Origin of the sequence: Flavobacterium geliluteum (assembly GCF_017948595.1) — a bacterium.
Classification (GTDB): Bacteria; Bacteroidota; Bacteroidia; order Flavobacteriales; family Flavobacteriaceae; genus Flavobacterium; species Flavobacterium flavipigmentatum.
Window position 1 is genome coordinate 15,187 of sequence record NZ_JAGFBV010000031.1, and the last position, 22,497, is coordinate 37,683.

Annotated in this window: 33 protein-coding genes and 1 tRNA gene; 7 read left to right on the top strand and 27 right to left on the bottom strand. The window is 34.3% G+C overall.

Annotation, left to right across the window (positions count from 1 at the left end):
- Positions 1-47 precede the first annotated feature (47 nt).
- The gene (locus tag J3495_RS16285) at positions 48-1,394 is read left to right on the top strand and encodes a phage head morphogenesis protein (protein ID WP_210667600.1); all 1,347 of its coding nucleotides are present in this window, start codon (positions 48-50) and stop codon (positions 1,392-1,394) included.
- On the opposite strand, the gene J3495_RS16290 is transcribed toward J3495_RS16285, so the two are convergent.
- The gene (locus J3495_RS16290) at positions 1,381-1,614 is read right to left on the bottom strand and encodes a hypothetical protein (RefSeq protein WP_210667601.1); all 234 of its coding nucleotides are present in this window, start codon (positions 1,612-1,614) and stop codon (positions 1,381-1,383) included. The genes J3495_RS16285 and J3495_RS16290 overlap by 14 nt on opposite strands.
- 52 nt (positions 1,615-1,666) lie before the next feature.
- On the opposite strand from J3495_RS16290, the gene J3495_RS16295 reads away from it, so the two are divergent.
- Together J3495_RS16295 and J3495_RS16300 are read left to right on the top strand one after the other, a co-directional pair.
- Positions 1,667-2,200, top strand: coding sequence for a hypothetical protein (locus J3495_RS16295; protein ID WP_210667602.1), 534 nt, complete (start codon positions 1,667-1,669; stop codon positions 2,198-2,200).
- Positions 2,197-2,649, top strand: a complete 453-nt coding sequence (locus J3495_RS16300; RefSeq protein ID WP_210667603.1) for a hypothetical protein — start codon at positions 2,197-2,199, stop codon at positions 2,647-2,649. Before J3495_RS16295 ends, J3495_RS16300 begins: the two co-directional genes overlap by 4 nt.
- Here the strand turns inward: J3495_RS16300 and J3495_RS16305 are convergent.
- From J3495_RS16305 to J3495_RS16415, 23 genes are all read right to left on the bottom strand, one after another.
- A complete protein-coding gene (locus J3495_RS16305; RefSeq protein ID WP_210667604.1) occupies positions 2,646-2,921 on the bottom strand; it encodes a hypothetical protein in 276 nt (91 codons plus the stop codon). The two genes, J3495_RS16300 and J3495_RS16305, sit on opposite strands and share 4 nt — an antisense overlap.
- 102 nt (positions 2,922-3,023) lie before the next feature.
- Positions 3,024-3,515 (bottom strand): hypothetical protein, encoded by a 492-nt coding sequence (locus tag J3495_RS16310; RefSeq protein WP_210667605.1) that lies wholly within the window; start codon positions 3,513-3,515, stop codon positions 3,024-3,026.
- A 16-nt stretch (positions 3,516-3,531) separates the two neighbouring features.
- Complete coding sequence (locus J3495_RS16315; protein WP_210667606.1) at positions 3,532-4,368, bottom strand: hypothetical protein; 837 nt, start codon at positions 4,366-4,368, stop codon at positions 3,532-3,534.
- A gap of 348 nt (positions 4,369-4,716) precedes the next feature.
- The gene (locus J3495_RS16320; protein ID WP_210667608.1) at positions 4,717-5,259 is read right to left on the bottom strand and encodes a hypothetical protein; all 543 of its coding nucleotides are present in this window, start codon (positions 5,257-5,259) and stop codon (positions 4,717-4,719) included.
- Positions 5,256-5,540: a hypothetical protein gene (locus tag J3495_RS16325; RefSeq protein ID WP_210667610.1), complete on the bottom strand. Its 285-nt coding sequence runs from the start codon at positions 5,538-5,540 to the stop codon at positions 5,256-5,258. The genes J3495_RS16320 and J3495_RS16325 overlap by 4 nt, the downstream gene beginning before the upstream one ends.
- A gap of 4 nt (positions 5,541-5,544) precedes the next feature.
- Positions 5,545-6,078, bottom strand: a complete 534-nt coding sequence (locus tag J3495_RS16330) for a hypothetical protein (protein WP_210667612.1) — start codon at positions 6,076-6,078, stop codon at positions 5,545-5,547.
- On the bottom strand, positions 6,078-6,599 hold the full coding sequence (locus J3495_RS16335; protein WP_210667614.1) for a hypothetical protein: 522 nt from the start codon (positions 6,597-6,599) through the stop codon (positions 6,078-6,080). Before J3495_RS16335 ends, J3495_RS16330 begins: the two co-directional genes overlap by 1 nt.
- A gap of 9 nt (positions 6,600-6,608) precedes the next feature.
- Positions 6,609-6,950, bottom strand: a complete 342-nt coding sequence (locus J3495_RS16340; protein ID WP_210667616.1) for a DUF4406 domain-containing protein — start codon at positions 6,948-6,950, stop codon at positions 6,609-6,611.
- A 1-nt stretch (position 6,951) separates the two neighbouring features.
- On the bottom strand, positions 6,952-7,557 hold the full coding sequence (locus J3495_RS16345) for a hypothetical protein (RefSeq protein WP_210667618.1): 606 nt from the start codon (positions 7,555-7,557) through the stop codon (positions 6,952-6,954).
- A complete protein-coding gene (locus tag J3495_RS16350) occupies positions 7,554-7,889 on the bottom strand; it encodes a hypothetical protein (protein WP_210667620.1) in 336 nt (111 codons plus the stop codon). Before J3495_RS16350 ends, J3495_RS16345 begins: the two co-directional genes overlap by 4 nt.
- Positions 7,886-8,155: a hypothetical protein gene (locus J3495_RS16355; protein WP_210667622.1), complete on the bottom strand. Its 270-nt coding sequence runs from the start codon at positions 8,153-8,155 to the stop codon at positions 7,886-7,888. The genes J3495_RS16350 and J3495_RS16355 overlap by 4 nt, the downstream gene beginning before the upstream one ends.
- Before the next feature lies 1 nt (position 8,156).
- Positions 8,157-8,303, bottom strand: coding sequence for a hypothetical protein (locus J3495_RS16360; RefSeq protein WP_210667624.1), 147 nt, complete (start codon positions 8,301-8,303; stop codon positions 8,157-8,159).
- A gap of 188 nt (positions 8,304-8,491) precedes the next feature.
- Positions 8,492-8,842 (bottom strand): hypothetical protein, encoded by a 351-nt coding sequence (locus J3495_RS16365; RefSeq protein ID WP_210667626.1) that lies wholly within the window; start codon positions 8,840-8,842, stop codon positions 8,492-8,494.
- Complete coding sequence (locus J3495_RS16370) at positions 8,829-9,188, bottom strand: hypothetical protein (RefSeq protein ID WP_210667627.1); 360 nt, start codon at positions 9,186-9,188, stop codon at positions 8,829-8,831. Before J3495_RS16370 ends, J3495_RS16365 begins: the two co-directional genes overlap by 14 nt.
- Before the next feature lie 21 nt (positions 9,189-9,209).
- A tRNA-OTHER gene (locus tag J3495_RS16375) sits at positions 9,210-9,315 on the bottom strand.
- Positions 9,316-9,606: 291 nt separating this feature from the next.
- Complete coding sequence (locus J3495_RS16380; protein ID WP_210667630.1) at positions 9,607-10,374, bottom strand: DUF3164 family protein; 768 nt, start codon at positions 10,372-10,374, stop codon at positions 9,607-9,609.
- On the bottom strand, positions 10,361-10,660 hold the full coding sequence (locus tag J3495_RS16385; RefSeq protein ID WP_210667632.1) for a hypothetical protein: 300 nt from the start codon (positions 10,658-10,660) through the stop codon (positions 10,361-10,363). The genes J3495_RS16380 and J3495_RS16385 overlap by 14 nt, the downstream gene beginning before the upstream one ends.
- Before the next feature lie 2 nt (positions 10,661-10,662).
- Entirely contained in the window at positions 10,663-11,022 is a 360-nt protein-coding gene (locus J3495_RS16390) for a hypothetical protein (protein ID WP_210667634.1), read from the bottom strand.
- A 12-nt stretch (positions 11,023-11,034) separates the two neighbouring features.
- Complete coding sequence (locus J3495_RS16395; protein ID WP_210667636.1) at positions 11,035-11,673, bottom strand: hypothetical protein; 639 nt, start codon at positions 11,671-11,673, stop codon at positions 11,035-11,037.
- Positions 11,654-12,097: a helix-turn-helix domain-containing protein gene (locus tag J3495_RS16400; protein WP_210667638.1), complete on the bottom strand. Its 444-nt coding sequence runs from the start codon at positions 12,095-12,097 to the stop codon at positions 11,654-11,656. The genes J3495_RS16395 and J3495_RS16400 overlap by 20 nt, the downstream gene beginning before the upstream one ends.
- Complete coding sequence (locus J3495_RS16405; protein ID WP_210667640.1) at positions 12,097-12,942, bottom strand: ATP-binding protein; 846 nt, start codon at positions 12,940-12,942, stop codon at positions 12,097-12,099. Before J3495_RS16405 ends, J3495_RS16400 begins: the two co-directional genes overlap by 1 nt.
- Before the next feature lie 32 nt (positions 12,943-12,974).
- On the bottom strand, positions 12,975-14,930 hold the full coding sequence (locus J3495_RS16410; protein ID WP_210667642.1) for a hypothetical protein: 1,956 nt from the start codon (positions 14,928-14,930) through the stop codon (positions 12,975-12,977).
- Between the two features lie 11 nt (positions 14,931-14,941).
- Positions 14,942-15,175, bottom strand: a complete 234-nt coding sequence (locus J3495_RS16415; RefSeq protein WP_210667643.1) for a hypothetical protein — start codon at positions 15,173-15,175, stop codon at positions 14,942-14,944.
- Positions 15,176-15,231: 56 nt separating this feature from the next.
- On the opposite strand from J3495_RS16415, the gene J3495_RS16420 reads away from it, so the two are divergent.
- Positions 15,232-16,053 (top strand): XRE family transcriptional regulator, encoded by an 822-nt coding sequence (locus tag J3495_RS16420; RefSeq protein ID WP_210667646.1) that lies wholly within the window; start codon positions 15,232-15,234, stop codon positions 16,051-16,053.
- A gap of 853 nt (positions 16,054-16,906) precedes the next feature.
- A complete protein-coding gene (locus J3495_RS16425) occupies positions 16,907-17,089 on the top strand; it encodes a hypothetical protein (RefSeq protein ID WP_210667648.1) in 183 nt (60 codons plus the stop codon).
- A 136-nt stretch (positions 17,090-17,225) separates the two neighbouring features.
- Here the strand turns inward: J3495_RS16425 and J3495_RS16430 are convergent, their stop codons facing one another.
- Entirely contained in the window at positions 17,226-17,618 is a 393-nt protein-coding gene (locus J3495_RS16430) for a hypothetical protein (protein ID WP_210667650.1), read from the bottom strand.
- A 157-nt stretch (positions 17,619-17,775) separates the two neighbouring features.
- Positions 17,776-19,503: a M14 family metallopeptidase gene (locus tag J3495_RS16435; protein ID WP_210667651.1), complete on the bottom strand. Its 1,728-nt coding sequence runs from the start codon at positions 19,501-19,503 to the stop codon at positions 17,776-17,778.
- Positions 19,504-19,672: 169 nt separating this feature from the next.
- Between J3495_RS16435 and J3495_RS16440 the strand changes: the two genes are divergently transcribed.
- Together J3495_RS16440 and J3495_RS16445 are read left to right on the top strand one after the other, a co-directional pair.
- Positions 19,673-21,022, top strand: coding sequence for a DEAD/DEAH box helicase (locus J3495_RS16440; protein WP_210667652.1), 1,350 nt, complete (start codon positions 19,673-19,675; stop codon positions 21,020-21,022).
- A 229-nt stretch (positions 21,023-21,251) separates the two neighbouring features.
- Positions 21,252-21,698, top strand: a complete 447-nt coding sequence (locus tag J3495_RS16445) for a hypothetical protein (protein WP_210667653.1) — start codon at positions 21,252-21,254, stop codon at positions 21,696-21,698.
- A gap of 127 nt (positions 21,699-21,825) precedes the next feature.
- On the opposite strand, the gene J3495_RS16450 is transcribed toward J3495_RS16445, so the two are convergent.
- Entirely contained in the window at positions 21,826-22,404 is a 579-nt protein-coding gene (locus J3495_RS16450) for a PhnA domain-containing protein (protein WP_210667654.1), read from the bottom strand.
- Between the last annotated feature and the right edge of the window lie 93 nt (positions 22,405-22,497).

Below are 22,497 nucleotides of genomic sequence, written 5' to 3' on the forward strand. Positions count from 1 at the left end.
ATAGATTTAAACAGCTTTTAAAGGATGGTGAAAAAGCATTTAAACACTTGCATAAAAAAGGAAATTACAAGCCTGAAGATTTACAAACAGAAAAACCTTATCAAAAATTAATACAATCTACTTTCGATGCTTTTGACTTTGCCATTAAAGACAATGACATGCCGGAAATTATGAAAACGGATTTGCAAAATAATGCCAGATTGTTTGGATCATTAAAAGCAAATGCACAATTGTTCGAAGCTTCGAAATTGTTATTGAAAGATGATGGAAGATTAAAGCCTTTTTCTGAAGTAAGCAAAGATTTTGACAAACTGAATGCAAACTACAATCAAAACTATCTGGAAGCTGAATATGAGTTTGCAGTCGCAAGTTCGCAAGCTGCTGCGCAATGGTCAAATCTTGGTGATCGTTATAACTTGCAGTATAGAACTGCACAGGATGAACGTGTAAGAGCTTCGCACCAAGTTTTAGCAGATATAACACTCCCAAAAGAAGATCCTTTTTGGAGCATGTATTATCCGCCAAATGGATGGCGCTGCCGATGTGTAGCAGTCGAGGTTCTAAAAGGCAAATATGACGAAAGCAATTCAGAAACCGCAATTAGTGCCGGCGACAAAGCCACAACAGAAATTGGTAAGGATGGCAAAAACAGACTTGAAATTTTCAGATTTAATCCTGGTGCGCAAAAAGTTGTTTTTCCGCCGGCTCATCCATACGGAAAAGTTAAAGGAGCTAAAGAAGTTCAAAAGCAAATTAAAGAAACTGAAAATAAATTCATTCCTTCAGGCATTGATGATTACGAAAAAAAGACAGGAATAAAAGTAAACAACGAAATCTTTACTTTTTTAAAGGAGAAAACCAAATTCCATAATGTTAGCCCTGATAATGTTGGTACAAGTGGAGCTTTTTATCATCCGGATAAAAACTATGTTGTTATTCCAATTGATAAGGCAAGGTTGCGCAGTAAATGGAAAGCGGAATCAGTAGTGTATCATGAATTTGGGCATGCTTCAGATTGGCAGTACAATTTAAAATCAGTAAAGTCAGTAACTGATTTAATGAAAAAGCACAGATCAATATTAAGCCGCGATAATGGCTATTCTGAAGCTGAAACTAAAGCTTATAATTTAGGTTATAAATCACAGTTGAACGAGGATTGGGACACGGTTTCTAAATGTGGTGCAGTATCTGACACAATTATGGCATTAAATTCAAATTATGGCCAAGGGCATAGTAAAGCTTATTTTAAAATATCAGGTATGTCTGAAGCTGAATTTCTAGCACATGCTTTTGAAAATAAGTTTGCCGGGAATGATGTTTTTAAAAATATACTTCCTGAGTTGTATGATGATACAATCAAGCTGATCGAGGAATTGAAAACTAAATTAAAATAATGTCTTCAACAGAATAATCATCAACTAAAACATTACCGTTTGATAATTCAGTTTTTAGAGACAATACTTTTGATTCTTTTTTGGCAGATTCTAATAAAGGAAATAAATCTGTACCTAAATGGAAAAACAAAGTCATCAAAAATTGCGCGTATTCATCAGCTGTATTGCCTGAAAAATCACGTTTTGACACCAAAGAGTTATAAAGGTCTTTTCCTTCCATAAAAGCAAAATTACGAAAGTAATTTGAATAACAATGAATTAAGTATAAAAATATGAATCCAACAGATTTTATAAAAAACATTATATCTGACGTTAGAGTGGATTTAACGGAAGAATTCGACAGGAATTTTGAACGAAAAGCCTTTTTTAATAAAAAATGGAATGGCACAAAATTACCTAATCAGAGAGGTTCTTTACTGTCCAGATCAGGAAAGTTGAGGCGTTCGATCATGTCAAAGCAAAACGGAAATTCTGTAACCTGGTCCAGCTCTTTACCATACGCAACAATAAATAATGAAGGTGGCGAAATTGAAGTAACCGCCAAAATGAAAAGCTTCTTTTGGGCTATGTTTTACAAAGCTTCAGGTGCGGCAGGAAAAGGCAAAAGCGAAAGAAGCAAAAGATTGTCAGCTGAAGCACAACAATGGAAAAACCTAGCCTTGCAAAAAGTAGGTGCAAAAATGAAAATTGAAAAACGTCAGTTTATTGGCGATCATCCAATTGTGAGACAGCGAATAGAAGATGTTGTAGGTCTTAATATGAAAGAATTAGAATCTTATTACTTTAACCAACTTAAACAGAAATGAAAGCATTTTTACAAGCAATTCAAACCAAATTAGCCACAATTGCGGCTTTACAATACATTGATGAAGATTGGGGACAAATGGACAGCTATAGCCCAAATCCTCCAACTAAATTTCCATGTGCTTTGATTGATATAACATCATTAAATTTTAGCAATATCGGAAAAGACAATTCGGCAAATCCAATTAACCGACAGTTAGCCGATGGTACGATAACATTTATTTTGGCAGATATAAAATTGAGCAATACAAGCCATAGAGCACCACAATCACAAAAAGATAACGCTTGGACTATTTGGACTATCATCGAGGATTTACATAAAACGGTTCACGGTTGGAAGCCAACAGAAGTTTCAGGAGCATTAATGCGAACAGGCCTAAAAAGAATTAGGCGTGATGATGGAATCCAGGAATATCAAATTACTTACACAATTGGATTTGCTAATGTTTAAGCAAATAACTGTGTTTGGGTAGCTTTTAAAAGTCGCTGCTGTTCTATAGCAGTTTCAACTTCTTTTAGTTCTGTTGTAACTGAAGTACAAAGAATCTCGTATAAAGTAGTACGGGAAATTGGATAAATTGGAACAATGTATATTTCCAGTATTTTAGTAGTTGGAGTGTAAGGATGCTCTTGTACACTTTTTTGGTAAAGTTCCTTAATAAGCTTGTAACGCAATAACTTATTACGTTGAACTCCAAGGCTTCGATTTAAGGTTACTGACATGTAGCAAATATATATAAGTTACAGATTATAACCAAATCAAGTTTATAAGTTATAAAATGAAATTATAAGCAACAAAAAACCCGCTACTTTAGCGGGTTTTTGTTAATACGAATAAAACCTGTATTTGCTTTGTGGTGAATCTCCTGAATAGAAATGAAATTTATATCCTTTTGTATTATCAAGATAGTCGCGATACTTTGAAGCTTCAACAAAATCATTTTCATTTGCACCAGGATAAAAAACAGAATTAACAAAACCGAACATAATATTTTTATCAGCTTGAAATTCTCTCAACTTATAACCTTGATCAGTTTTAGATAATTTGAAAACAACTCCATTTTCATAACGGTTTATTCTCGACTCTTCTTTTTGGTCAGCACTTAATCCAACAGGAATATAAGCTAATAAATAATATTCCGGAGTTTCTTTTTCTTTTGCTAATTCAAATTTTTGATTTCCCTGGTTAACTAATTTATTAGTGATCACTTTTAAATCTGCAAGTGAACTGTTTTGAATTTTATTTATTGTTTCAAAATCTTGTGCTTGAACAACCAAACAAAATTGTAATGCGATTAATAGTATAATTTTTTTCATATAATATAATATAATTTTATTTATCTGTGTCATGTTTAATATATGCCGGTAATTCTTTAATAACTTGTCTTCCAAGATTAGTTATACTAATAGTCCCTTTGCTATCGATCTTTATAAGCTCTAATGCTAAATATTTTTCTTTGTTTTTCTTTGTTATTGTATGGTGATCGAAGAAACTTTTCATTGAACCGATTTGATAAAATTCAAATCTTTCATTCATTGAAAGTCGATTCATAATAAGTGATCTAACGGATAATACTTTTTCATTATAATTTAGAGATACACCGTTATTCTTTAAAACCTCTAAGTCATTTTCAACAATAGTTTCTGACAAGCTTTTTAGTAAATCATTTGATTGTTTTAATTTTTCATTTAAACCTTTAATTATATTACCGTCAGTAGTTTCTCTTTGAGTGTTAGATTCTGTTAAATTACTTATTTGTTTTTGGAAATCTTCAATTTGTTTGCTTCCAGTCTCAACGTTTTTTAATTCAAACTGTTTCTTCGCAAGATCAATTTTTTTATCTGTTATAAACTCCTTAGATGTATAAATCCTCGCTATCCTGATTTTTTTTATTGGTTCTAAAAGCCAATCAACACCAATCATTATTAAAGGTATGATAATAGTATAAAAAAAAGCCATTACCACGGGGATTATTATTGCCCATATAGTAAAATATACATTGTTAATCATAGCAATTTTGTCCTCCATTGAAGCATCTGAAAACAATAGTAAGAGAATAGGCCCCCAATTATAAATTAGAAAAGAAAAAATAAATGCACCTGTTATAGGTGTCTTAAGACGCTCTTTTGCGGTATCATTCAAGTCTTTTAAAAAATCGTAAAAATCCATTATTTAAAAATTACTCTTGTTATTGTTCCAATCTTCTTGATTTCCAAATCGTTAAGTATTTTTCTAACTTTTTGTTAGAATATTGGCTTTTTTACGCCTTTTTAACAATAATGGCTTATTATAGCCTTTTGATTAAAATTAAAAATCAAATATAGATAAAATATCTCCTACATAAATAAGGACTCCAATAATTAAAGCTCCAAAGAAATATATTACAGCCATTGTTATTCTAAATCGCCGATCAATTTCAGCTAATTTTTTCCTTAGAATTTCCTTTTCACGATCTATTATGTTGTAATATTTATGCATTTTTCAAAGGTAATAAGTTGTTTTTAAATTGTTTTACGGTTATCCGTACTTAATATCTTTATCTGTCCAATGGATAATTTTTCCTGTGAACCAACTGTTACCAGTTTGAGTGTAATTTTCATTGATACGTTCTGCAAAATATGTATTAAACTCTTCTAAGGAATCAAAGCCATCATTAAGTGCTAATTCAACTTTAGCATTGTGATATAAATAAAAATCATCATCACCTACGTAAGAACCTACCTTTGAAACTGTAATCTCAATCTCATTGCCTCTTTTAGTCATAAAGACTTCCTGAGTACTCACCACTGGCAGAACCGGAGCAAATCGAAACATGTTCTTTTTGCGGACATTGATAAAAAAATCAATATTCATTCCTGCTTTCCAACGATCGTTTTTGTCTTCCCGGATAGTGTGTATTTTTACTTTTACTTCGCTTTTATCAATAGCACTCATAGGCATATTAAGTAGTTCGGAAGCTTTATCTAATGTTATAAGTCCGTGCCTGTACAGTCCTATTGTGATTTTTTCAACAAAATGTGTTGGTTTTCCGTTTAATTGTGTGCTAAATCCTAGTATCATGATAAATCAGTTAGGACGTTATAAATTGAAATAGTGATCACTTCATCAACATGATAAACATGAGATTTGTTGTTAGGTTCGTAATTTTTTAGTTCTGGTATTGCCGCTTTACCTTTGTAGTCATTTAAAGCCGCTTTAAACAGTGTTTTAATAGTTCCGGCAGCTTCGTTTTTATTTTCAAAAAGAAAGCCGTCAACAGTTTCTAAATGCTGAAGTATTAAAAACTGCAGTTTGTTTTTTGTGGAGTAAGTTTGTGTAACTTTTGTAAATGTTTTTGCCATGATGTTATTTTTTTTGGTGATCATTTCTTTGTTCATATTTTTGTTTCAACTCATTGATATTGCTTCCGGGTTTTACTTCAATACGGGTTTTGGCATCTACCATGACATATATTTTTGGCATCGGCATACGGTTTCGATCTGGCTTTAGTTCTCCGTAACTGCCTTTCTGCATATTGCGCTCCATTATAATCCATAAGTCCTGATAATTTCGTCTAAGTCCTAACTGTTCAAGCTTTAATTGTATATGGCGCTTATGCCATCCCTTAGCCTTTGGAAAATGAATACTGAAATACTCTATAATTTCAACATTTCCCATCGTCTTATAATTTGCTTTTAGATATTCAACAGCTTCTTTGGACCAGTAGTCATATTTAATTTTGTAGATACCAAGCTCATTTAACCTAAGCCTTAAAGTAAATTTAGAAACTCCAAGTTTAATCGCCAGTTGATCATTTGTCATTTGAAAGAAGTTATCTTTTATAAACTGGATGTCCTCTTCAGAATAAATAACTTTTCCATGTTTGCCTATCGTTGCCATTATTGTCGCCTGTTGTTTTTTTGTCTTGCCAAATCCTGAATCATAGGATTGAAATTCTTTGTTTTAATTTCTTCCGGGTATTCGTTGTCATAATATCGCTTGTTGATATATGTTGACATGTGAGCTTTTGCAATCCCGCTTCTTTTCAAATAACGTTCGTAACCAGGAAGCGAAATAAAAAACTTAATTCTTTCAGCTTCATTCATTTTTTTGAAGGACTTTTCTGCATCCTGCTTTGATAATTTGTGATCGTAAATTATCCAGCCAGTATTAAAAGATAGATCAGCAGGCGACACAATTATTTCAAATACTTTGGTGTATTTTTCGTCCTTCATCCAAACCGTTTTAACGATCATTTCTGTAGCGGGAAAATTGTCTGAGAATAACCATTTGATTTGCTTTACATTCAATTCACCTTCGGAGATTTCAAATAGCTTTAAATTGCCGTTTAAATCGTATTTAAACAGGAATACTAAACCTATTTCTTTGCCTTTGGCGTGGTAGGTTGTGAGTTGTTCCATGGTTTAATTTTAAAATTGATAGTTTATACGTGGGTCAAAAACTGGCTGAAATTTGGTATTATAATACTGAACGCTAAGCCCTAAACTTATAGCCAATTGTAATTCTATTTTTGCACCTTTGCTTAAGTGCCAATCATCGAGCATTAAAACCCCGTCACAATCAATTAGTGCCTTTAAACATTTTTTCATTGCTTCGTGCCAAGGAGCTTTCCAGTCGTTAACAAGAGCTAGCGGATTCACAACTTCAAAGCCTAGAGCTTCAATTTGTTTTTGGGCATTGCCAAACTTCATTGTGCATTGTGCAATTGGTTCGCCGGTTACTTTTCCGGCTATGTATATTTTCTTTTTCATATTATTCTAAGTATAAACCTGTGTTAATTTGACTGTGATATGAACCGCCTTCGATTCCTTCAATTCTTTCTCTGTCGGCCCTGGCTTTATCGCTTAGAGTTGATAAATCAACATTCTGAACTTGTTCCTGATTATAAATTTTAGATTTTATAACATATCTGGAAAAGAACTCTTTTTGTAATTCTTTCCGGCGCTTGTTTTGTGTTTTTGCTGATCTGCATTTCTTTATAAGTGGCACACAAAGTTTTTTAAATTGTGAGTTCATGTGCCTTTTAAAATATTCATAAGCTGTTGACAACAAAATCCAATCAACATACTCAAGATCAATAAAAATACTCTTCCGGGTAAAAGCTGTTTTTTTGGCATTAAATTCCTTTTCTTTAAAAAAGAAGCTGTGAAGCTGTACAAACAAATCCAAATCTAACTGAGTGGCATATTTGAACTCATATTGTGTTAGATGGATAGTTAGCAAATATTCTTCTGATAGATTATGTTTTTTTAAGAGCTTATTTAAAGCAATTTCGGCAGCAGCTTTTTCACCATCTGTTGTACCTCGTTTTACAAGCTCGTAAATCTTAGCAATCTTTTCTTTTGTGGATGGATTCATGATAATTGTTGATTAATGTTTGTTTTTATTAGCCTGAGTACGTTTCTGTCGTATTCGCTCATTGGGTAATCTTCAACTGATAAAATGAATTTTTCCAGATAATGACCCTCAAAATATTCCAGGCTAAACGACATCTTTTTTGGTTTGGTAAAGAGTGTTGAATTTTGCCGGCTCTGTTCAATTTGTTTCTTTTCGAACTTAATGATCACTTTATCCAAAACCGATCTGGCAACTTTTATTTCACGTGATTTTTCAGGCGGGTATGGTGGTCTTGGAAAGTGATGCACCAATGCATTGAGATGCGATGGTGATAATTTTAGATTTACTTTCATGATTCTAATTGTTTGATTTGAAATTCGATTTGTTCAGCAAGTATTTCGTCTGCTGTTTTTGGTCTGGCCATAAATTTTATTGTGTATTTGATTAGATGATTTGTTGGATATGCATCGAAATAAAATACATAATCTGATCTTCCAAAAGACCCATTTAAAACTAAGTTGTTTTTAATGGCTGCCTGTTTTATATAATTTTCAATTTCAGAATTAAATAAACTTCCATAAGCCTGTACTGTTAGCGTATGTTCTATAAAATCACTCATCTTAACATTCTGTTTTAGGTTTTTCTAATTCTTTACCACAATCAACGCAAGTGAGTACTGTGGTTTCGCAAGTGCATACACTTTCAAGTACTTTGATGTAGGCTACATCATGCGGGCAAACTTCGGTGATGCTATATTTTTCCATCATTAAAATCTATTGAAAATGATTCTGTAGCGTGGCACCAGATGTTACAATCATTTGGGTCTTTACAAGTGCACTTAGGAAATTTTGATTTTCTTACTTTCGGCTCTGGTGATTTTTCATATAACCTGCCTAACATAAAACTACCTACTACAACTACGATCAAACATATAAATACAATAAATCCATCCATCTTATTTATATTTTTTAGTTACCATTGATTCAAAACAGCTAATCATTTTTGAAAGCTCCTTTTCGTTCATTCTCTTTAAAGGCTTATTAACTGGCGATTTATCACTCTTTAAAAAGTCACTCAATCTATTCAAATCAGCTACTTCGCCCCATTTTTCAGATGGTACCACCCATTGCAATGTTCTTAATTGTGATAGTATTGCTTTGTGCTGCTGATTCTTATTGTCGAACAAACCCCAATTAGCGTCATTTGCTCCTTTAACAATGTTTTGAAGCTGTTTTTTAGGGTTGTTGTAGTTGTCGATTGCGGAACCGGTTCCGCTGTAGACTTGTGGTGATTTAGTTGTTGTCATTTGACTTTCTATTTACTTTTACAACTTCATATTTTATTGCTGAAACCTCATTAAACTGTGGAATCCAAATACGTATAGTGTCACCTGAAAGTATTAGCTCTGGATCATCTAATAAAAGAGCTCCGTTATAAATATTTCCTAATGAGGGTATATCGGTGTCTATAATTTCACCGGATTCCGCAACATGAAATTTTAATAAATCCTGACCAGAGTCTTTGAAAAGGATTTCTGTTTTCGAAGTTCTTTTTAACCATTCAAAATATTCCATTGAATTATTAAATTTTAACTCTTGATATTGCGGAATAAAGAGTGAAATTTTCAATTGTATGTGCTTTGGTATACTCATTTTGTTGTTGTTTTAAATTTGCTCCTGAGACGGGAATCGAACCCGCGACCTTTTGACGAATAGGTTTTACATGTGTTTCAAACACCTATCCAAGAACCAAATGCTCTAGCCACTGAGCTGCTCAGGAAACCGAATTAACTAACCTAAAATCTTTTTGATAGAAATTCGAATATTATTGCCATTAGAACGAAAAACCCGAACAAGGCTATTACACTCCAAATTGGCGTGAAGACCCAAAGCCAATTCCAACCAATCGTATTGGTTAGTTTTAAGCTGATAAAAAGAATTGTGGTAAGGATTATTATAATAAGCCCTACACTGTCTGAATTGTCTTTATTTGTGCTCATTTTGCCATTGTTTATAGGTTGTTTTTATCTTAAATTTTACCCACTCGATGTAAGTGGTTATGTCCTTCCCGTTAATTAGAATCAGGAGAGTCGTTAATAGTATTATTGTTATGTTTTTCATCTTTATTAAAATCAAATTGATAACCTGCTAAAAAGTCTACTGAACTGGCTGAAAGTGGTATTGGTGTTTTGGAACCATCCTCGCGAATTAAAGCGGCTTCGATGTACCACACTGAACGAACTGGTTTATAAGAATCAGCTATGATTTTTACACCGTCTGTAAATTCTTCGTTATCGAAATCTTTTGTTAGTTTTTGAAGTTCCAGGACACGGCTTCCTTTTAGGTTTCCTTTTGCATCTTTTTTCAACAGATTAAAAACGATTCTAACTAAAGCTGCTGTTTTATCGTCAGTTGCCAATGATGATATGTATTTTTCAACCTTTGCAATTCCCGTGTTTGCCGTGTCGTCCCAACCATCAGTAACACGAAATCCTATTGTTATTTCAGAATCCTTACAAGAAAATGTGTGCGATTGTTGGTTTTCCTTAATACCATACACACCAGCTTTAAGATTTATGATGTCTTCAAAAAATTTGAAAGTCTCTGTTTTAGCCCTCGAAAGTGCTTCAGATGCTGCGCAAAGTTTAAATATTGCTTTTGGCACTGTTTGCTCTACGAGGTCTTTATAAGCTTGTCTGTCTTCGTCTTTTTTGGACTCAACTTCTTTTAAAGCGTCTTTTAGTTGTTTAGCTGAGAATTTTGATAGGTCTGGTTGCTGTAGTGTTTCTGTGTTCATGATTATTGCGTCTTTTACTGTTATGTTATTAATATGATTCATTGTTAAAGAAATTTTGATTAAATCCGCCCCAGGAAGTAGCTTGTATTTTTTCGATTGTTATTTTTACTTTGGCTTCGATGTTGGCAGGTATTGTATAACTCCTGATTTCATGCGGGAAATTGTCGTTGTTGATCTGTGATAATAAAGAACCTCGTTCCTGATTAATACAAACCCTTTCAAGGACTGTAAAGACGAATATCTTACCTAAGAATTGCCCCTCTGAGCAAAAAGACAACACAATGTGTAAATCTTCCAGGCGGTTATATATTTGGGTTTTATCGTTCATTTTTAATTGAGAGTTAAGGCGTTAAATACTCTTGTTCCGTTTGTTGTTTTTGATCTTGTAATCTGGTTAAGCAACGCCATTGGCCGGATATTAAAAAGTTTTAATGCACAGTCCTTGTAGCATTTTTCCATATCCTTTTCGGTTACATTACTATCACTGTAGCGATCGGTTAAGGTGTGAAACTCGATTTCGCATTTTTGAAGCTCCAAAAGAAACCAGCGGTTAATTGCTGCATTAGCTAAAATTTGTTGAAGTTCAATAGTTGTGATGCTTACACTCTCACACCAGTTTTGATAAATATTCCAAATCAGTGATTCAAGTTGTTCTGGTGTAATTGCTAATTTTTGAATTGTTGTTTTCATGCTAGTTGTTTTTTATATAATTTCTTTCCAATATTTAGCGGCTTTTTGAGCCCAAATAACGAATGGTTCACCACCACCGTTTAACCTTCCATCCGGGAATAACTTAAATCCCTCTACCCATAATTTCAAGTCAACATCAAACATTATATCATCAGCTAATGCGCCTTTTGGTAAGCTTCCTTTTGCTTGCGAAATCCAAATGATGCCTTTTCCTTTTTTTAGCATCAATTCCTTCAATTGGTAATATTGTGCTTTCGTTATCCGGGTGTATTGCACCGAATCGATAAAAAGAAAATCAGGCGATTTGGGTTTGCTCATTCTTATAATCAGTTCGTCAAATGGTTCTCGATCTAACAGCATAAAGGAGTTTCCTAGAGTGTCCATGTGATTTCTAATCAAAGCCTGCTGTATTGTTGCAGACAGTCCTTGTTCTAAAGAATCATAAGCGACTTTGCCAAAATTGGTTAAGTACTTTGCAAATTTTAAAGCCGCTTCAGTCTTACCGTTTGTGGTACCGCCCCAAATAATTGCTGAAAATGCTTTATCCGGTTTTCCAAGTGTTGCTTCCCATTCTCCAGAGAAACCAAGTGGATTAAATTTTTTTGAAAGAACGTTTGATACTGAATAGGCCCTATTTATCTTTTTCAACATATCTGTTTATTATTCTGGCAATTGTTGACTGATTCACGTCATACATTTTGGCTATTTCGACACAGGTTTTTTTATTTTTTTTCAATTCCAGAATATCATCATAGTCTTCAATTTTTATTTTTTGCTTAAAATTTCCAACTCCGTTCGCTGCACCTTCTTTCCATTCTAAGTTTGAGTAATGATTGCCGGCCGTTAAAATTATTTTGCTTGCTCGTTGTGCTGAATGCGCGCTTAAGCCGTTCCATGCCTCACAAACTAATTTTGTTACTGAATGAGCTTTGTTCAGGAAATTTACTTTGAGCGTTGGATTTTCTCTTGTCTCATCATTTTTAAAAGCCCTTAACAAAACATCATTGTAAAAAATTTCCGTTCCGTCTTCGTTTATCCGTAGTCCCTCAATAATGGGATGGTTTCGAAAATCCATCAGGATGCTCTTTTATTTGAAAAAATCAATCTTCGAACACGTCTAAGATCACCGTCGCAATCTTTTGATATAGCCCTGATTATTGCAGTATCTTCGATGCCGTTTGCTACACATATTTTTTCAACATCAGTATACGTTGTGTTTTCCAGTTCGATAAAGCGAAGGCCAACACGGCTGTAAATTTCTCTGTAACCTTTCTTTTCAGTTGCAACACCGCGTCTGATTCTCTTTTCTAAAAAGTGCGTTGCCATTAATACGATTCCGCAATGATTTTCTAATGCGTTATAAAGAGTGATAAAAAATAGCAGTACATTGTCTGCAAGCTTATCAGCTTCATCCAATATTATGATCGGATTTTCTAATGTTTTTAAAAGCAATACGGCTTTATGCATCATCTCTGGCAATGTCAATCCTGCATGATCTTTTCCCATTTTTCCTAGTAATTCCCTAAGAAACCAACGTTTGTCCCAATACTCGTTGCATGACAATAAGAAGGCGTTTTTGTTCTCAGCTTCGTATTTTTTAGCGATTTCAGATTTTCCTGCTCCGGATTTTCCAGTAATTGCCAGCACTAATGAGAATTTTTGGCTGTCGTTAAAAAATTCTAACAATTCTTTAGAGTTGCGAGTTTCAGCATAGTTCCATCCATTGGATGATACACCTACATACTTGGCAACTTTTCGCCACATATCATCAGCAATCAAATCCCACTTGTGGTTTCTCATTTGTGATAATGTTGCTGGAGATACTCCAGCCATGCCGGCGGCAACTTGGTTTTGTGATCCTTTTTGAACAATAAATTTTTCTAATGCTTCTACGGTTTGGATTTTGTCTTGGTGTGTCATTTTTATAGGTTTAATAAGGGTTTAAACAGTATTTAATATTTTGAAAATCGTGTGTTAAAGGCTCCGCTGTCTGTTGCCATTTGTTCCTCTTTAGGTAGATGCCCTTGAAACTTAACCATCAACTCCTGCTCTTCGATTAAGCTTTCTCTACTTATACCTGTGCGGTGTATTAATCTTTCATAGGCCTCTTGGTCACGTTTAAATTCCTGATCTCTAACAGAAACATCTTGAAGCAATAAGGCTTTAGAATTTCCTTTCATTAAGACTGGAATTGATTCGTGCATTCGTTTAGATTGTGCGTAGGCAACAAATCTTTTTTCTCCTGATGGTGTCAATTCATACAATCCAACAAATTCATCCAATCGCTCAGGATCATATCTAACAATCAGGTTCTCACCAACATATTTTCTTCTAAAATTCAAGTCAACATTATTGGTTTCGTCATACACTTCGTAGATGTAATCTTTGCCTTCAACAGTTAGTGGCATTCCGTGAGCATAGTATTTTTTAACTTTGGTTTCATCAATCCAAAACATAGAAAGCTGATCCATAATGTTGATTTCTTCTCGGTGCTCCGTTGCCTGGTTGTACATTTCAATTCTGTTATATTCCCAGTCTTCCTGTTTTCCTGCATTCCACTTATTCACTAAGGCAGTAAATATTTTATTGAATTGATCAACTGTAGGTAATGCGTTTTTATACTCAACAATAAAGTCAGTGTTAGGTTTGTTTGTTGCAGTTCTTACTTTGATAGATTGTTTATCCGAAAACCACATTTTAGAAATTACCTGTTGTTGCAAACGGTTAAAAATCTGTTCTGCTGGACTTGACTTTCTGCCAACCTTATGACTATAGTGTTCGCCACCTTTCGCAGGAAGTTTTTCGTATAGGTCTTGCATCTTTGCTGATGTATGACCAGATTGTTTATCGTAAGTAAAAAGAAAAGGACGGCAACCCGATTCATTAACAGCCATTTTAATAGCTCTAAAGTGTGATGCATGGTTTTCCGTGTAAGCAATATCCCAACCAATGATTTTTTCGCTGTAAACGTCAAAAACAACGTTTATTTTTAAAGCAGCTGCCATCTTCTGTTTGTTGTTTTCAAAATGTACTAAATCAAGCTTAGTACCGTCAATTGCCCACCATGCGTTTGGAAACCACTCTGTACGATTACGAGTTACTGTATGGCCAAAGTGCTTCATGTATTCGTCTTTACCATCACGGGCAAGCATCCAAATGCGTTTTTGCTCTGTTTTGTCAAGCCATGCCCCAATTGCTCTTTCAGATAAAGTTTTCCATCCTTTGGCTTCACGTACTGATTCGTAAATTTTGAGAACTTCTGAAATCGTGTATTTAACCGGAAGACAATATTGCGCCATAATGAAATCGGCAACATCATCAACAATTTTAGATGGATTACTGTTTAGCCATTTTCCTGAAACAATTGAACCGTAACCTTCTTGCTCGTATTTCTGGATTGCTCTTTTGAAAGAAACCACGTTTTTGTAACGTGTATACATCCATGTATCGGGCAATTTGCTAATAGCTTCAAGCATCCGGTCCCACATTTGTTTTTTTCCTCCAAATCTTTTCTGAACAACAACATTTGTTGCAATGTGCTTAACAGCATTGAACATTATTGCCTGATGGGTGTATTCTTTTTGTTTTTCTTCCGGTAAGTGTGAACCGTTATCTAAAAGATAATCTTTGAAATATTGTTCTGCATCGTGGTCCCAATTCATGTAATCACCAAAAACAATATTCTTAACACTTGCGTAAGGATCACCAACTTTTTCACGTATCGTTTTCTTAAAACGATCGGGAATAGATTCGTAAGCAACTAAAGCTTTACGGCCGTTGCCACCAATAGTTACTTTTTTAATCTTACCGTTTGAGCACAAGTATTTATAATTAGCTTCAGACATAATCCCTGAATCATAAAGCCAAGTGCTTGCAACGCATAATGTGTTTTGTTGAAATTTGAACATATAAGTTTGAATTAATTATTTTCCTTTAAATCTTTAACTACATTCTCTCTCGCAGAAATAATTCTATCCAATGCATTATATGCATCAACATTGCCACGGTTAAATCTTTTTTTCGCTGTATCAGGTGTGCAACCAATTGCTTCTCCGAGAGTTGTGGAATCTCCGTACTGTAATCGCGAGGTTAAGCTTTGGATTTCTTTTACACTTTTTTGTCCTATTGTTAGGACATTGATATTTTTCTCCATAGTTTTGTCTTGTTGTCGTGACAAATATAGATAAAAATATATCCCAAAAATACATTATGGATAAAAATATATCCTTTATTAAGGAAAGAATATTGCAATATGCTGATTATAAAGGCATTGGAATGGTGAAATTTATTGAAGATTTAGGCATGACCTATGGTAGTTTTAAGGGAAAACAAAAATTAAGTTCAGTAAATTCTGATTTTTTAGATAGCCTTTTATCTAAGTTTCCAGAAATCAACATTGAATGGTTATTATCAGGAGCTGGTGATATGGAAAAAAAGGCTAATACAATATATCCTGAAAGTGAAATTAATTATGTTTTAAATGACTTTGGTAGAGTTGGATATGATACTCTAAGCGAGGCGAAGCTTTTCGATGATAGCCAGGAACCTGAAATTTTACAGAATTCTAATGGTAATAAGTATTTAGTATATCCTGATGGCACTATTAGGATTGAAGTATTAAAGATTCCATTTAGCGCACACGCTTCATACATAGAATGTTACAATGATGAGATATTATTAAAAGAAGAGTTTTCAACCATAACTTTTAAAGTTGATCATATAGGTCGCGGAAACTATTTAGGCTTTGAATCTCTTGGTGACAGTATGTGGAACAATGGCGGTTATGATACACCTTCAGGAGCTGACCTGTTAGGGCGTGAAGTTGGTAAACATCTATGGTGTAACGGTTTTCACAATACAAAATATGGTTTTGTTGTCATAGCTAAAAAGGGAACTTGGCATAAAGACATTCAATGTTTAAACGATAATGGAAGCTTAACATTAACCTCAAGAAATCCATTATCTAAGCCATTCGATTACCCAATTGATGATATATTACAGATATTTCATGTGATAAAGCGCGCTTTTTAGTGTAATCAATTGATATTCAGCATAATATTCTTATTTTTTACGAGCTTTTAAAGGTATTATCCCCTATTCGATGGATAGTTTTCTATCCATATATATGATTTTTTATGTATTATCTATTTTAGCATAAGTGTTTTTTTTGGTAAAAATCTAACTGCAACACTAACCCCAAAACTAACCGCAAATACAATTACTTAGTTATTTAAAAAAATCAAACCTCAATATTTTAAGGCATAAAAAAACCGTTTAAATACTTATTTAAACGGTTTTTAATTTGCCTTTAAGCCTTATTTTAAAGGCTTTTTAGCATGAATCCACTATATTGTAGTCTCTTACGGTAGCAAAGGTGTTTAAAGTGTTTAATACCTGTGTTCAAACGGTAGCATAATGGTACTAAATAGTACAATTCGTTTTAAGTTGGAATTTCGACCTTTTTAGCTTTAAGTATTGATTTTGTTGGCTTTTTCGACCTTTTTTGTATTAAGTATATTAATACTTTTGGTTGTACTGCCTATATCGGGCTATTCGCGCTACTTCGGTAGCTTGCTACTATCCCTCACGCGGAGCTACACTTTGTGGATTTTTGTTTCAGGTTTTCTTTGTTTCAGGTCTTTCCTGCGCTAGTGCGAGCATCCTGCTCGTGCCTATTTTAAATTTTAGATATAGTTGATTTAGATTGTGTTCAAGAACGGGACACTCGGAATAGATGGGAGTTTAAATCTCTCAAATATAATACCTTTAAAAAGATAATTTTGCTTTAAACCATCAGTTTATGCATGATTTTAGAGCTGTCGAGGAGTTTAAAACCCCTCATTTGGGGTTCCGAACCCCAAAAATGACGTTCCGGACGTCAAAAATGACGTTCCAGACGTCAAATTATACGTTACCAGACGCCAAATTTGGGGTTCCGAACCCCAAAAATGACGTTCCAGACGTCAAAAATGACGTTCCAGACGTCAAATTATACGTTACCAGACGTCAAATTTGGGGTTCAGAACCCCATCCACGGGGCTCAGAACCTCAACAATGCACCAAATAACGTCAAACTTGGTGTCAGCTACGCCAAATTTGACGTTCAGAAGAGGTTTTACGTGCAAATGAGTATTGCGAGAGTGATTTTTAGATCTATCACAATTTAAAAAAGGCAAAATAAAAGTTTCAATGCTAGCGTCAGCTTAGACTTTTTTTAGATAGATTCTCGGGAAATTTTTATCGATGATTTTCAAATCTTTTCGTATTTCTTTAATTAATTCAGTTAAATATTTATCATGTAAATCATTTGGCTTACCAAATGCTTCTTCTTCATAATGAATCATTTTAATTATTACGTCTTCACCAGCGATTATAAAAATTTTATTCCTTGCAAATACATATTTTTCAGTTGCTGCTGTATCGGAATTATTTCCAGCCAAATAATGTAAAGCTTCTATATAAGCAACATAATGTTCTTCTTTCAATTTTTTTGTTTGAAGAATAACATTGTTTTTATTGGCTAGAAATGCACCGATGAAAGAAACTAGTATTGCTGTAATTGCACCTAGAATTGAAATGATAAGTTCTGTACTCATTTTTTGATTTAATAAAGATTCAAATATATAGTATTTTGTTGAAAATTAACCTGTGTTGATTTTTTACGAATAGCTTTGCGATCTCAGCGTTTATAAAAAGTACTTAAAATTAAAAAACTTAGCGAACTCTGCGTTAAAAAAACTTTCCGGTTAAAATCTACAAAACCCTATAAACAGGATATTGCAAATGTGCCTTTTCATAATAAACAGAATGTTTGTAAATCCATTCTAGCTGGGCTTCGGGGCTTTTTGCAAATTCGGTGTCGGTTTGTTTTTTGGTTTCCAATTCAGCTTTTAGAGCGGGGTTGTCTTTAAGAAGTTGCGCTGCAGTATCTTCAAAGATATAATTAGAATAATGCTCTTTTTGTTGCAAAATAGGGTCGAAGAAATTCCAATTAAAAAAAGAATCAACACCTTCGGGTTCAAAAGCTTCTACAAGATATTTTACACCTTTTTGTTGGGTTGGTATTAGATAATCGCCTTTGGCAAAAGCCATTTTTATAAGGGTAGAATTTACAGCAGTATTGTAGTGCAAATAATGTCCTTCATAGGCGTTGGGAACCGTTTTGAAACTCGCCATTTTATAACTTTCAACTTCAATAATCGTATCATTTTGAAACTGTTTATAAGTGATTCCATTGTTTTTTAGCAGGTCAATAATATTCCAATAGCCTCTCGGAACGACATAAGCACTCGGAATCACAACTTCCTTAACCGACTTGAATTCTTTGATGTACGGAACGTCTTTTTTGTACGGTTTGCTACGGTCATAATACAATCGGTTTCCTGCCGTGGCCTCGCTCTTTTTGTAGCCGGCTTCATACCCTAAAAACGAAAAGGTGGTGGCTTTTGTACTGTCTAATGCCCACTGCAAAGTATAGGTTTTTTTGGGCTGGTATTGTTGCAGGTTTTGCACACGAAGCGCTTTGATTTTTTGATAATTTGCATCGGTAAAATCGAGAGTTGTTTTCATGTATTCGTAGGTTACTTTTACACGCTCGGCATATTTTTTTAGCATGTGTGTTTCTACCACAAACCCAATGGTATTAAACAGTGATGTGTAACCCGTAGTATACCTCGGGCTATCGACAAACTGCCCAAATCCTTTGTCTGGAGTGTCTCTAAAAGAGTCGACATAAGGCGTGGTTTCTATCTTTTTGTTTTGTAAATCTTTTACCAAAGCAGGCATCATTTCGGCATTCATAAAGTCGCCCAAAACGCTTCCTAATTTGTTGTGCTGCGTCATAATATACGTGAGTTTGTATTGATAATCGGCACCATTGCTCACGTGATTATCGATAAAAACATCGGCATTTATCTTCTGGAAAATTTCGACAAAACTCTTAGTATTTCGAGTGTCCGATTTCATCAAATCGCGATTCAAGTCATAGTTTCGGGCGTTGCCTCTAAAACCGTAAATTTCTGGCCCGTCCTGATTGGCTCTTGTAGTCGAATTTCGATTCAAAGCGCCTCCAATATTATAGACCGGTATGCAAACAAGTACCGTATTTTTTAGACTTTTTATTTTTCCGATAGCTAAATCTCGGTACAATTGCATCGTCGCATCGATACCATCGGGCTCACCGGCATGAATTCCGTTATTGATAAAAAGTACGGCTTTATTCTTTTGAATTTTCTCAAAATCAAATTCTTTCTCAGGATTATAAATGATCATGTGCAAAGGTTCTCCAGAGTCTGTCAGTCCCATTTCGACCATCTTTATAGTGGTAAAATCAGTTGCTAAAAGTTTGTAATAGGCAATAGTTTCAGGGTAAGAAGCAGCTTGGTTGCCGTTTCCTTTTTCGAAAAAAGTATCGTATTTTTTAGTGTTTTGAGCGAAAATTGCGATGGTGAAAAGTAAAATGGGCAATGTAAAAAGTTTCATGATTTTGGTTTTTATAGGTATCAAATATAAAGGTTTTAGTTTTATTTGTTTGAAGTTTCAGGTTTCAAGTTGATGAACTTTGTGCTATTCCTTGTGTCTTTGCGGTTAATAAACCTGAAACCTGAAACAAGAAAAACCTCAAACAACTTTTTTTAACTACTTTTGCAAAATGAATAAAAAACACCATTCCAATAATATACTTTCGAATTTAGGAATAGAGCGCCTAAACGAAATGCAGGAAGTAGCGCAAGACGCTATTTTGAACGATAACAATGTTTTGTTACTTTCCCCGACAGGGTCAGGAAAAACATTGGCTTTTTTGTTGCCTATTTTAGAATTATTACAACCCGAAATTCTCTCGGTACAATGTTTGATTTTGGTGCCTTCGCGTGAATTAGGTCTGCAAATCGAGCAGGTCTGGAAAAAAATGGGTACCGATTATAAAGTAAATATTTGCTACGGAGGACACTCTATAGATACCGAAATCAAGAATTTGAGCAATCCGCCAGCCGTTTTGATTGGAACTCCGGGTAGAATTGCGGATCATATTGACAGAGAAACTTTTCGCACCGATAAAATTCAGACTTTGATTTTGGATGAATTTGACAAATCGTTGCAATTGGGTTTTCATGAGCAGATGTCGTACATCATTGGCAAATTATCAAAACTAAACAAACGTGTTCTGGTTTCGGCTACATCCGATATCGAGATTCCGAAATATACTCGAGTAATCAATCCAACGGTGTTAGATTTTATTCCTGAGGAAGAAGAAAAGTCTAATCTTTCGATGAAGATGATTGTCTCGCCTTCAAAAGATAAATTAGGAAGTCTCTTCAACTTAATTTGCTCGCTTAAATCGCAATCGGCTATCATTTTCTGTAATCATCGCGATGCCGCAGAACGCATCAGCGATACCTTGAACGAAAAGGGTATCTATGCGACGTATTATCATGGCGGGATGGATCAGGACGAGCGCGAGCGTGCTCTGATTCAGTTTAGAAACGGCAGTGTGAGTTACCTTATTACAACCGATTTGGCTGCACGTGGTTTGGATATTCCAGAAATGAAACACGTTATTCATTATCATTTACCATTAAAAGAAGACGAGTTTACGCATCGTAATGGTCGTACTGCGCGTATGCAAGCTTCGGGTACGGCGTATATTATCATTCACGAAAGTGAAAAAGAATTGGACTATATTGATTACGGAATGGATGTTTTGAAAGTTGAAAATGCGACAACTTTGCCAAAACCGCCCGAATATCAAACCATTTATATAAGTGGCGGAAAGAAAACAAAGCTTAATAAAATTGATATCGTGGGTTTCTTTTCTCAAAAAGGAAAACTCGAAAAAGGAGATTTGGGGCTGATCGAAGTCAAAGATTTTATATCGTTTGCCGCTGTTAAGTTTAATAAAGTCAAAGATTTGCTTCAAAATATCAAAGACGAAAAAATGAAAGGCAAAAAATTTAAAATAGAAGTGGCTAGAAAAGTCGTTAAGAAAGAGGAGGAAAGGTAAAAGGATGTGTTTTTTGAAAAAAATTTGTACTATTTTTTTTAGACTTGTTTTTAATTGAATTCACTACTTAATTCACTATTTAATTCATTGATTTTAAGTTAATTATGTCTTAATATGGCAGATTATAAACAATTTCCTTAATTAAATGTTAATAAAATAACGCCATAAACTGGATTTTCTCGTATTTTTTCCGTTTTTTTATTCCCAAATAAAAAACCCCAAATTAGTTATGAAAAGAATTATTACGATTGCCGTTTTGATGTTTAGTGTTGTGTCTTTTGCTCAAATAAAAGTACTTGAAACTGTACCAGTAGAGAAATTAGGAAAGGTAAATAACAACTACATTCAGAAAATTGGAGATGAATATACAGTGTATTATACTGCTATTCAGAGCGATGACGAATCTTCAACTATGAAAAAGTTTACATTCAAGAATGTTAACAATGATTATGCAAGTCTTTATACGATTATTATGAATGGTTTTAATGCAAATCCGTTGTATGATATCAAATTAGAATTACCTAATAATTATATTTGGTTGCATTATACAGGAAGTGTGATTCCAGAGAAAGCGACTGTGCAGTTTATGGTTTCAAACAAAGACGATTCTTCTGCTACAAGCAGTATTTCTGAGCCATTTGTAAGAGATCAAATCAATAAATTGTTTCAAAAATAATTTACTAAAAAAAACGAAAAAAGGCTATTCGGTAAGAATAGCCTTTTTCGTTTTATGAAGTTTTAGGTTTTAAGTTTCAGAAAAACCGCTGCACCTTTTCAGTTAGCTCCTCCGAACGTTAAAAAAATTATATTTTCTTAACGTATTGAGTAATAATTACAATTTGTTGTCCATCTACTTTACCCTCGATGTATTCTGCATTTTCATGGTCAAGTCTAATGTTGCGCACTGCTGTTCCTTGTTTGGCAACCATGCTAGATCCTTTTACTTTAAGATCTTTGATTAAAACCACAGCATCTCCGTGTTCCAAAATTACGCCGTTACTATCACGGTGAATGATTTTGTTTTCATCTTCTTCGCCTTCGCCAGTTGCTTGCGCCCAAGCAAGAGTGTCTTCATCTAAATACATCATGTCGAGCAATTCCTGTGGCCAACCAGCTGCTCGCATACGGCTTAACATTCTCCATGCCACAACTTGCACTGCTACATTTTCGTTCCACATGCTGTCGTTCAGGCATCTCCAGTGATTCAAATCTACATTATCTGGGTTTTCAATTTGGTCAATACAGGTTGTACAAGCCATGATGCTCTCGTCGAGACCACCTTTTTGAGTCGGTAATACCTGATATGCTTTTAGGTTTTCTTCTGCGCCACAAAGTTCACATTTTGACCCACTGCGTTTGCTTAATTCTCTTTCGATGCTCATTGTTTAGTGTTTATTTGAAAGGCCGAAATTACTTATAATAGGCTTTGCTTGCAAGTTTATGTATTTATTTGTCTTTATTAGATATATATTTAG

Excerpts from the sequence above, each read along its gene's own strand:
- J3495_RS16395 (WP_210667636.1), bottom strand. The coding sequence starts at position 11,673 with ATGTTGAAAAAGATAAATAGGGCCTATTCAGTATCAAACGTTCTTTCA.
- J3495_RS16360 (WP_210667624.1), bottom strand. The coding sequence starts at position 8,303 with ATGATGGAAAAATATAGCATCACCGAAGTTTGCCCGCATGATGTAGCC.
- J3495_RS16390 (WP_210667634.1), bottom strand. The coding sequence starts at position 11,022 with ATGAAAACAACAATTCAAAAATTAGCAATTACACCAGAACAACTTGAA.
- J3495_RS16350 (WP_210667620.1), bottom strand. The coding sequence starts at position 7,889 with ATGAAAGTAAATCTAAAATTATCACCATCGCATCTCAATGCATTGGTG.
- J3495_RS16330 (WP_210667612.1), bottom strand. The coding sequence starts at position 6,078 with ATGGCAACGATAGGCAAACATGGAAAAGTTATTTATTCTGAAGAGGAC.
- J3495_RS16410 (WP_210667642.1), bottom strand. The coding sequence starts at position 14,930 with ATGTTCAAATTTCAACAAAACACATTATGCGTTGCAAGCACTTGGCTT.
- J3495_RS16355 (WP_210667622.1), bottom strand. The coding sequence starts at position 8,155 with ATGAGTGATTTTATAGAACATACGCTAACAGTACAGGCTTATGGAAGT.
- J3495_RS16415 (WP_210667643.1), bottom strand. The coding sequence starts at position 15,175 with ATGGAGAAAAATATCAATGTCCTAACAATAGGACAAAAAAGTGTAAAA.
- J3495_RS16335 (WP_210667614.1), bottom strand. The coding sequence starts at position 6,599 with ATGGAACAACTCACAACCTACCACGCCAAAGGCAAAGAAATAGGTTTA.
- J3495_RS16340 (WP_210667616.1), bottom strand. The coding sequence starts at position 6,950 with ATGAAAAAGAAAATATACATAGCCGGAAAAGTAACCGGCGAACCAATT.
- J3495_RS16300 (WP_210667603.1), top strand. The coding sequence starts at position 2,197 with ATGAAAGCATTTTTACAAGCAATTCAAACCAAATTAGCCACAATTGCG.
- J3495_RS16295 (WP_210667602.1), top strand. The coding sequence starts at position 1,667 with ATGAATCCAACAGATTTTATAAAAAACATTATATCTGACGTTAGAGTG.
- J3495_RS16320 (WP_210667608.1), bottom strand. The coding sequence starts at position 5,259 with ATGATACTAGGATTTAGCACACAATTAAACGGAAAACCAACACATTTT.
- J3495_RS16370 (WP_210667627.1), bottom strand. The coding sequence starts at position 9,188 with ATGAGTATACCAAAGCACATACAATTGAAAATTTCACTCTTTATTCCG.
- J3495_RS16445 (WP_210667653.1), top strand. The coding sequence starts at position 21,252 with ATGAAAAGAATTATTACGATTGCCGTTTTGATGTTTAGTGTTGTGTCT.
- J3495_RS16315 (WP_210667606.1), bottom strand. The coding sequence starts at position 4,368 with ATGGATTTTTACGATTTTTTAAAAGACTTGAATGATACCGCAAAAGAG.
- J3495_RS16430 (WP_210667650.1), bottom strand. The coding sequence starts at position 17,618 with ATGAGTACAGAACTTATCATTTCAATTCTAGGTGCAATTACAGCAATA.
- J3495_RS16405 (WP_210667640.1), bottom strand. The coding sequence starts at position 12,942 with ATGACACACCAAGACAAAATCCAAACCGTAGAAGCATTAGAAAAATTT.
- J3495_RS16310 (WP_210667605.1), bottom strand. The coding sequence starts at position 3,515 with ATGAAAAAAATTATACTATTAATCGCATTACAATTTTGTTTGGTTGTT.
- J3495_RS16345 (WP_210667618.1), bottom strand. The coding sequence starts at position 7,557 with ATGAATCCATCCACAAAAGAAAAGATTGCTAAGATTTACGAGCTTGTA.
- J3495_RS16425 (WP_210667648.1), top strand. The coding sequence starts at position 16,907 with ATGACGTTCCAGACGTCAAATTATACGTTACCAGACGCCAAATTTGGG.
- J3495_RS16400 (WP_210667638.1), bottom strand. The coding sequence starts at position 12,097 with ATGGATTTTCGAAACCATCCCATTATTGAGGGACTACGGATAAACGAA.
- J3495_RS16440 (WP_210667652.1), top strand. The coding sequence starts at position 19,673 with ATGAATAAAAAACACCATTCCAATAATATACTTTCGAATTTAGGAATA.
- J3495_RS16450 (WP_210667654.1), bottom strand. The coding sequence starts at position 22,404 with ATGAGCATCGAAAGAGAATTAAGCAAACGCAGTGGGTCAAAATGTGAA.
- J3495_RS16365 (WP_210667626.1), bottom strand. The coding sequence starts at position 8,842 with ATGACAACAACTAAATCACCACAAGTCTACAGCGGAACCGGTTCCGCA.
- J3495_RS16305 (WP_210667604.1), bottom strand. The coding sequence starts at position 2,921 with ATGTCAGTAACCTTAAATCGAAGCCTTGGAGTTCAACGTAATAAGTTA.
- J3495_RS16420 (WP_210667646.1), top strand. The coding sequence starts at position 15,232 with ATGGATAAAAATATATCCTTTATTAAGGAAAGAATATTGCAATATGCT.
- J3495_RS16325 (WP_210667610.1), bottom strand. The coding sequence starts at position 5,540 with ATGGCAAAAACATTTACAAAAGTTACACAAACTTACTCCACAAAAAAC.
- J3495_RS16435 (WP_210667651.1), bottom strand. The coding sequence starts at position 19,503 with ATGAAACTTTTTACATTGCCCATTTTACTTTTCACCATCGCAATTTTC.
- J3495_RS16290 (WP_210667601.1), bottom strand. The coding sequence starts at position 1,614 with ATGGAAGGAAAAGACCTTTATAACTCTTTGGTGTCAAAACGTGATTTT.
- J3495_RS16380 (WP_210667630.1), bottom strand. The coding sequence starts at position 10,374 with ATGAATCATATTAATAACATAACAGTAAAAGACGCAATAATCATGAAC.
- J3495_RS16385 (WP_210667632.1), bottom strand. The coding sequence starts at position 10,660 with ATGAACGATAAAACCCAAATATATAACCGCCTGGAAGATTTACACATT.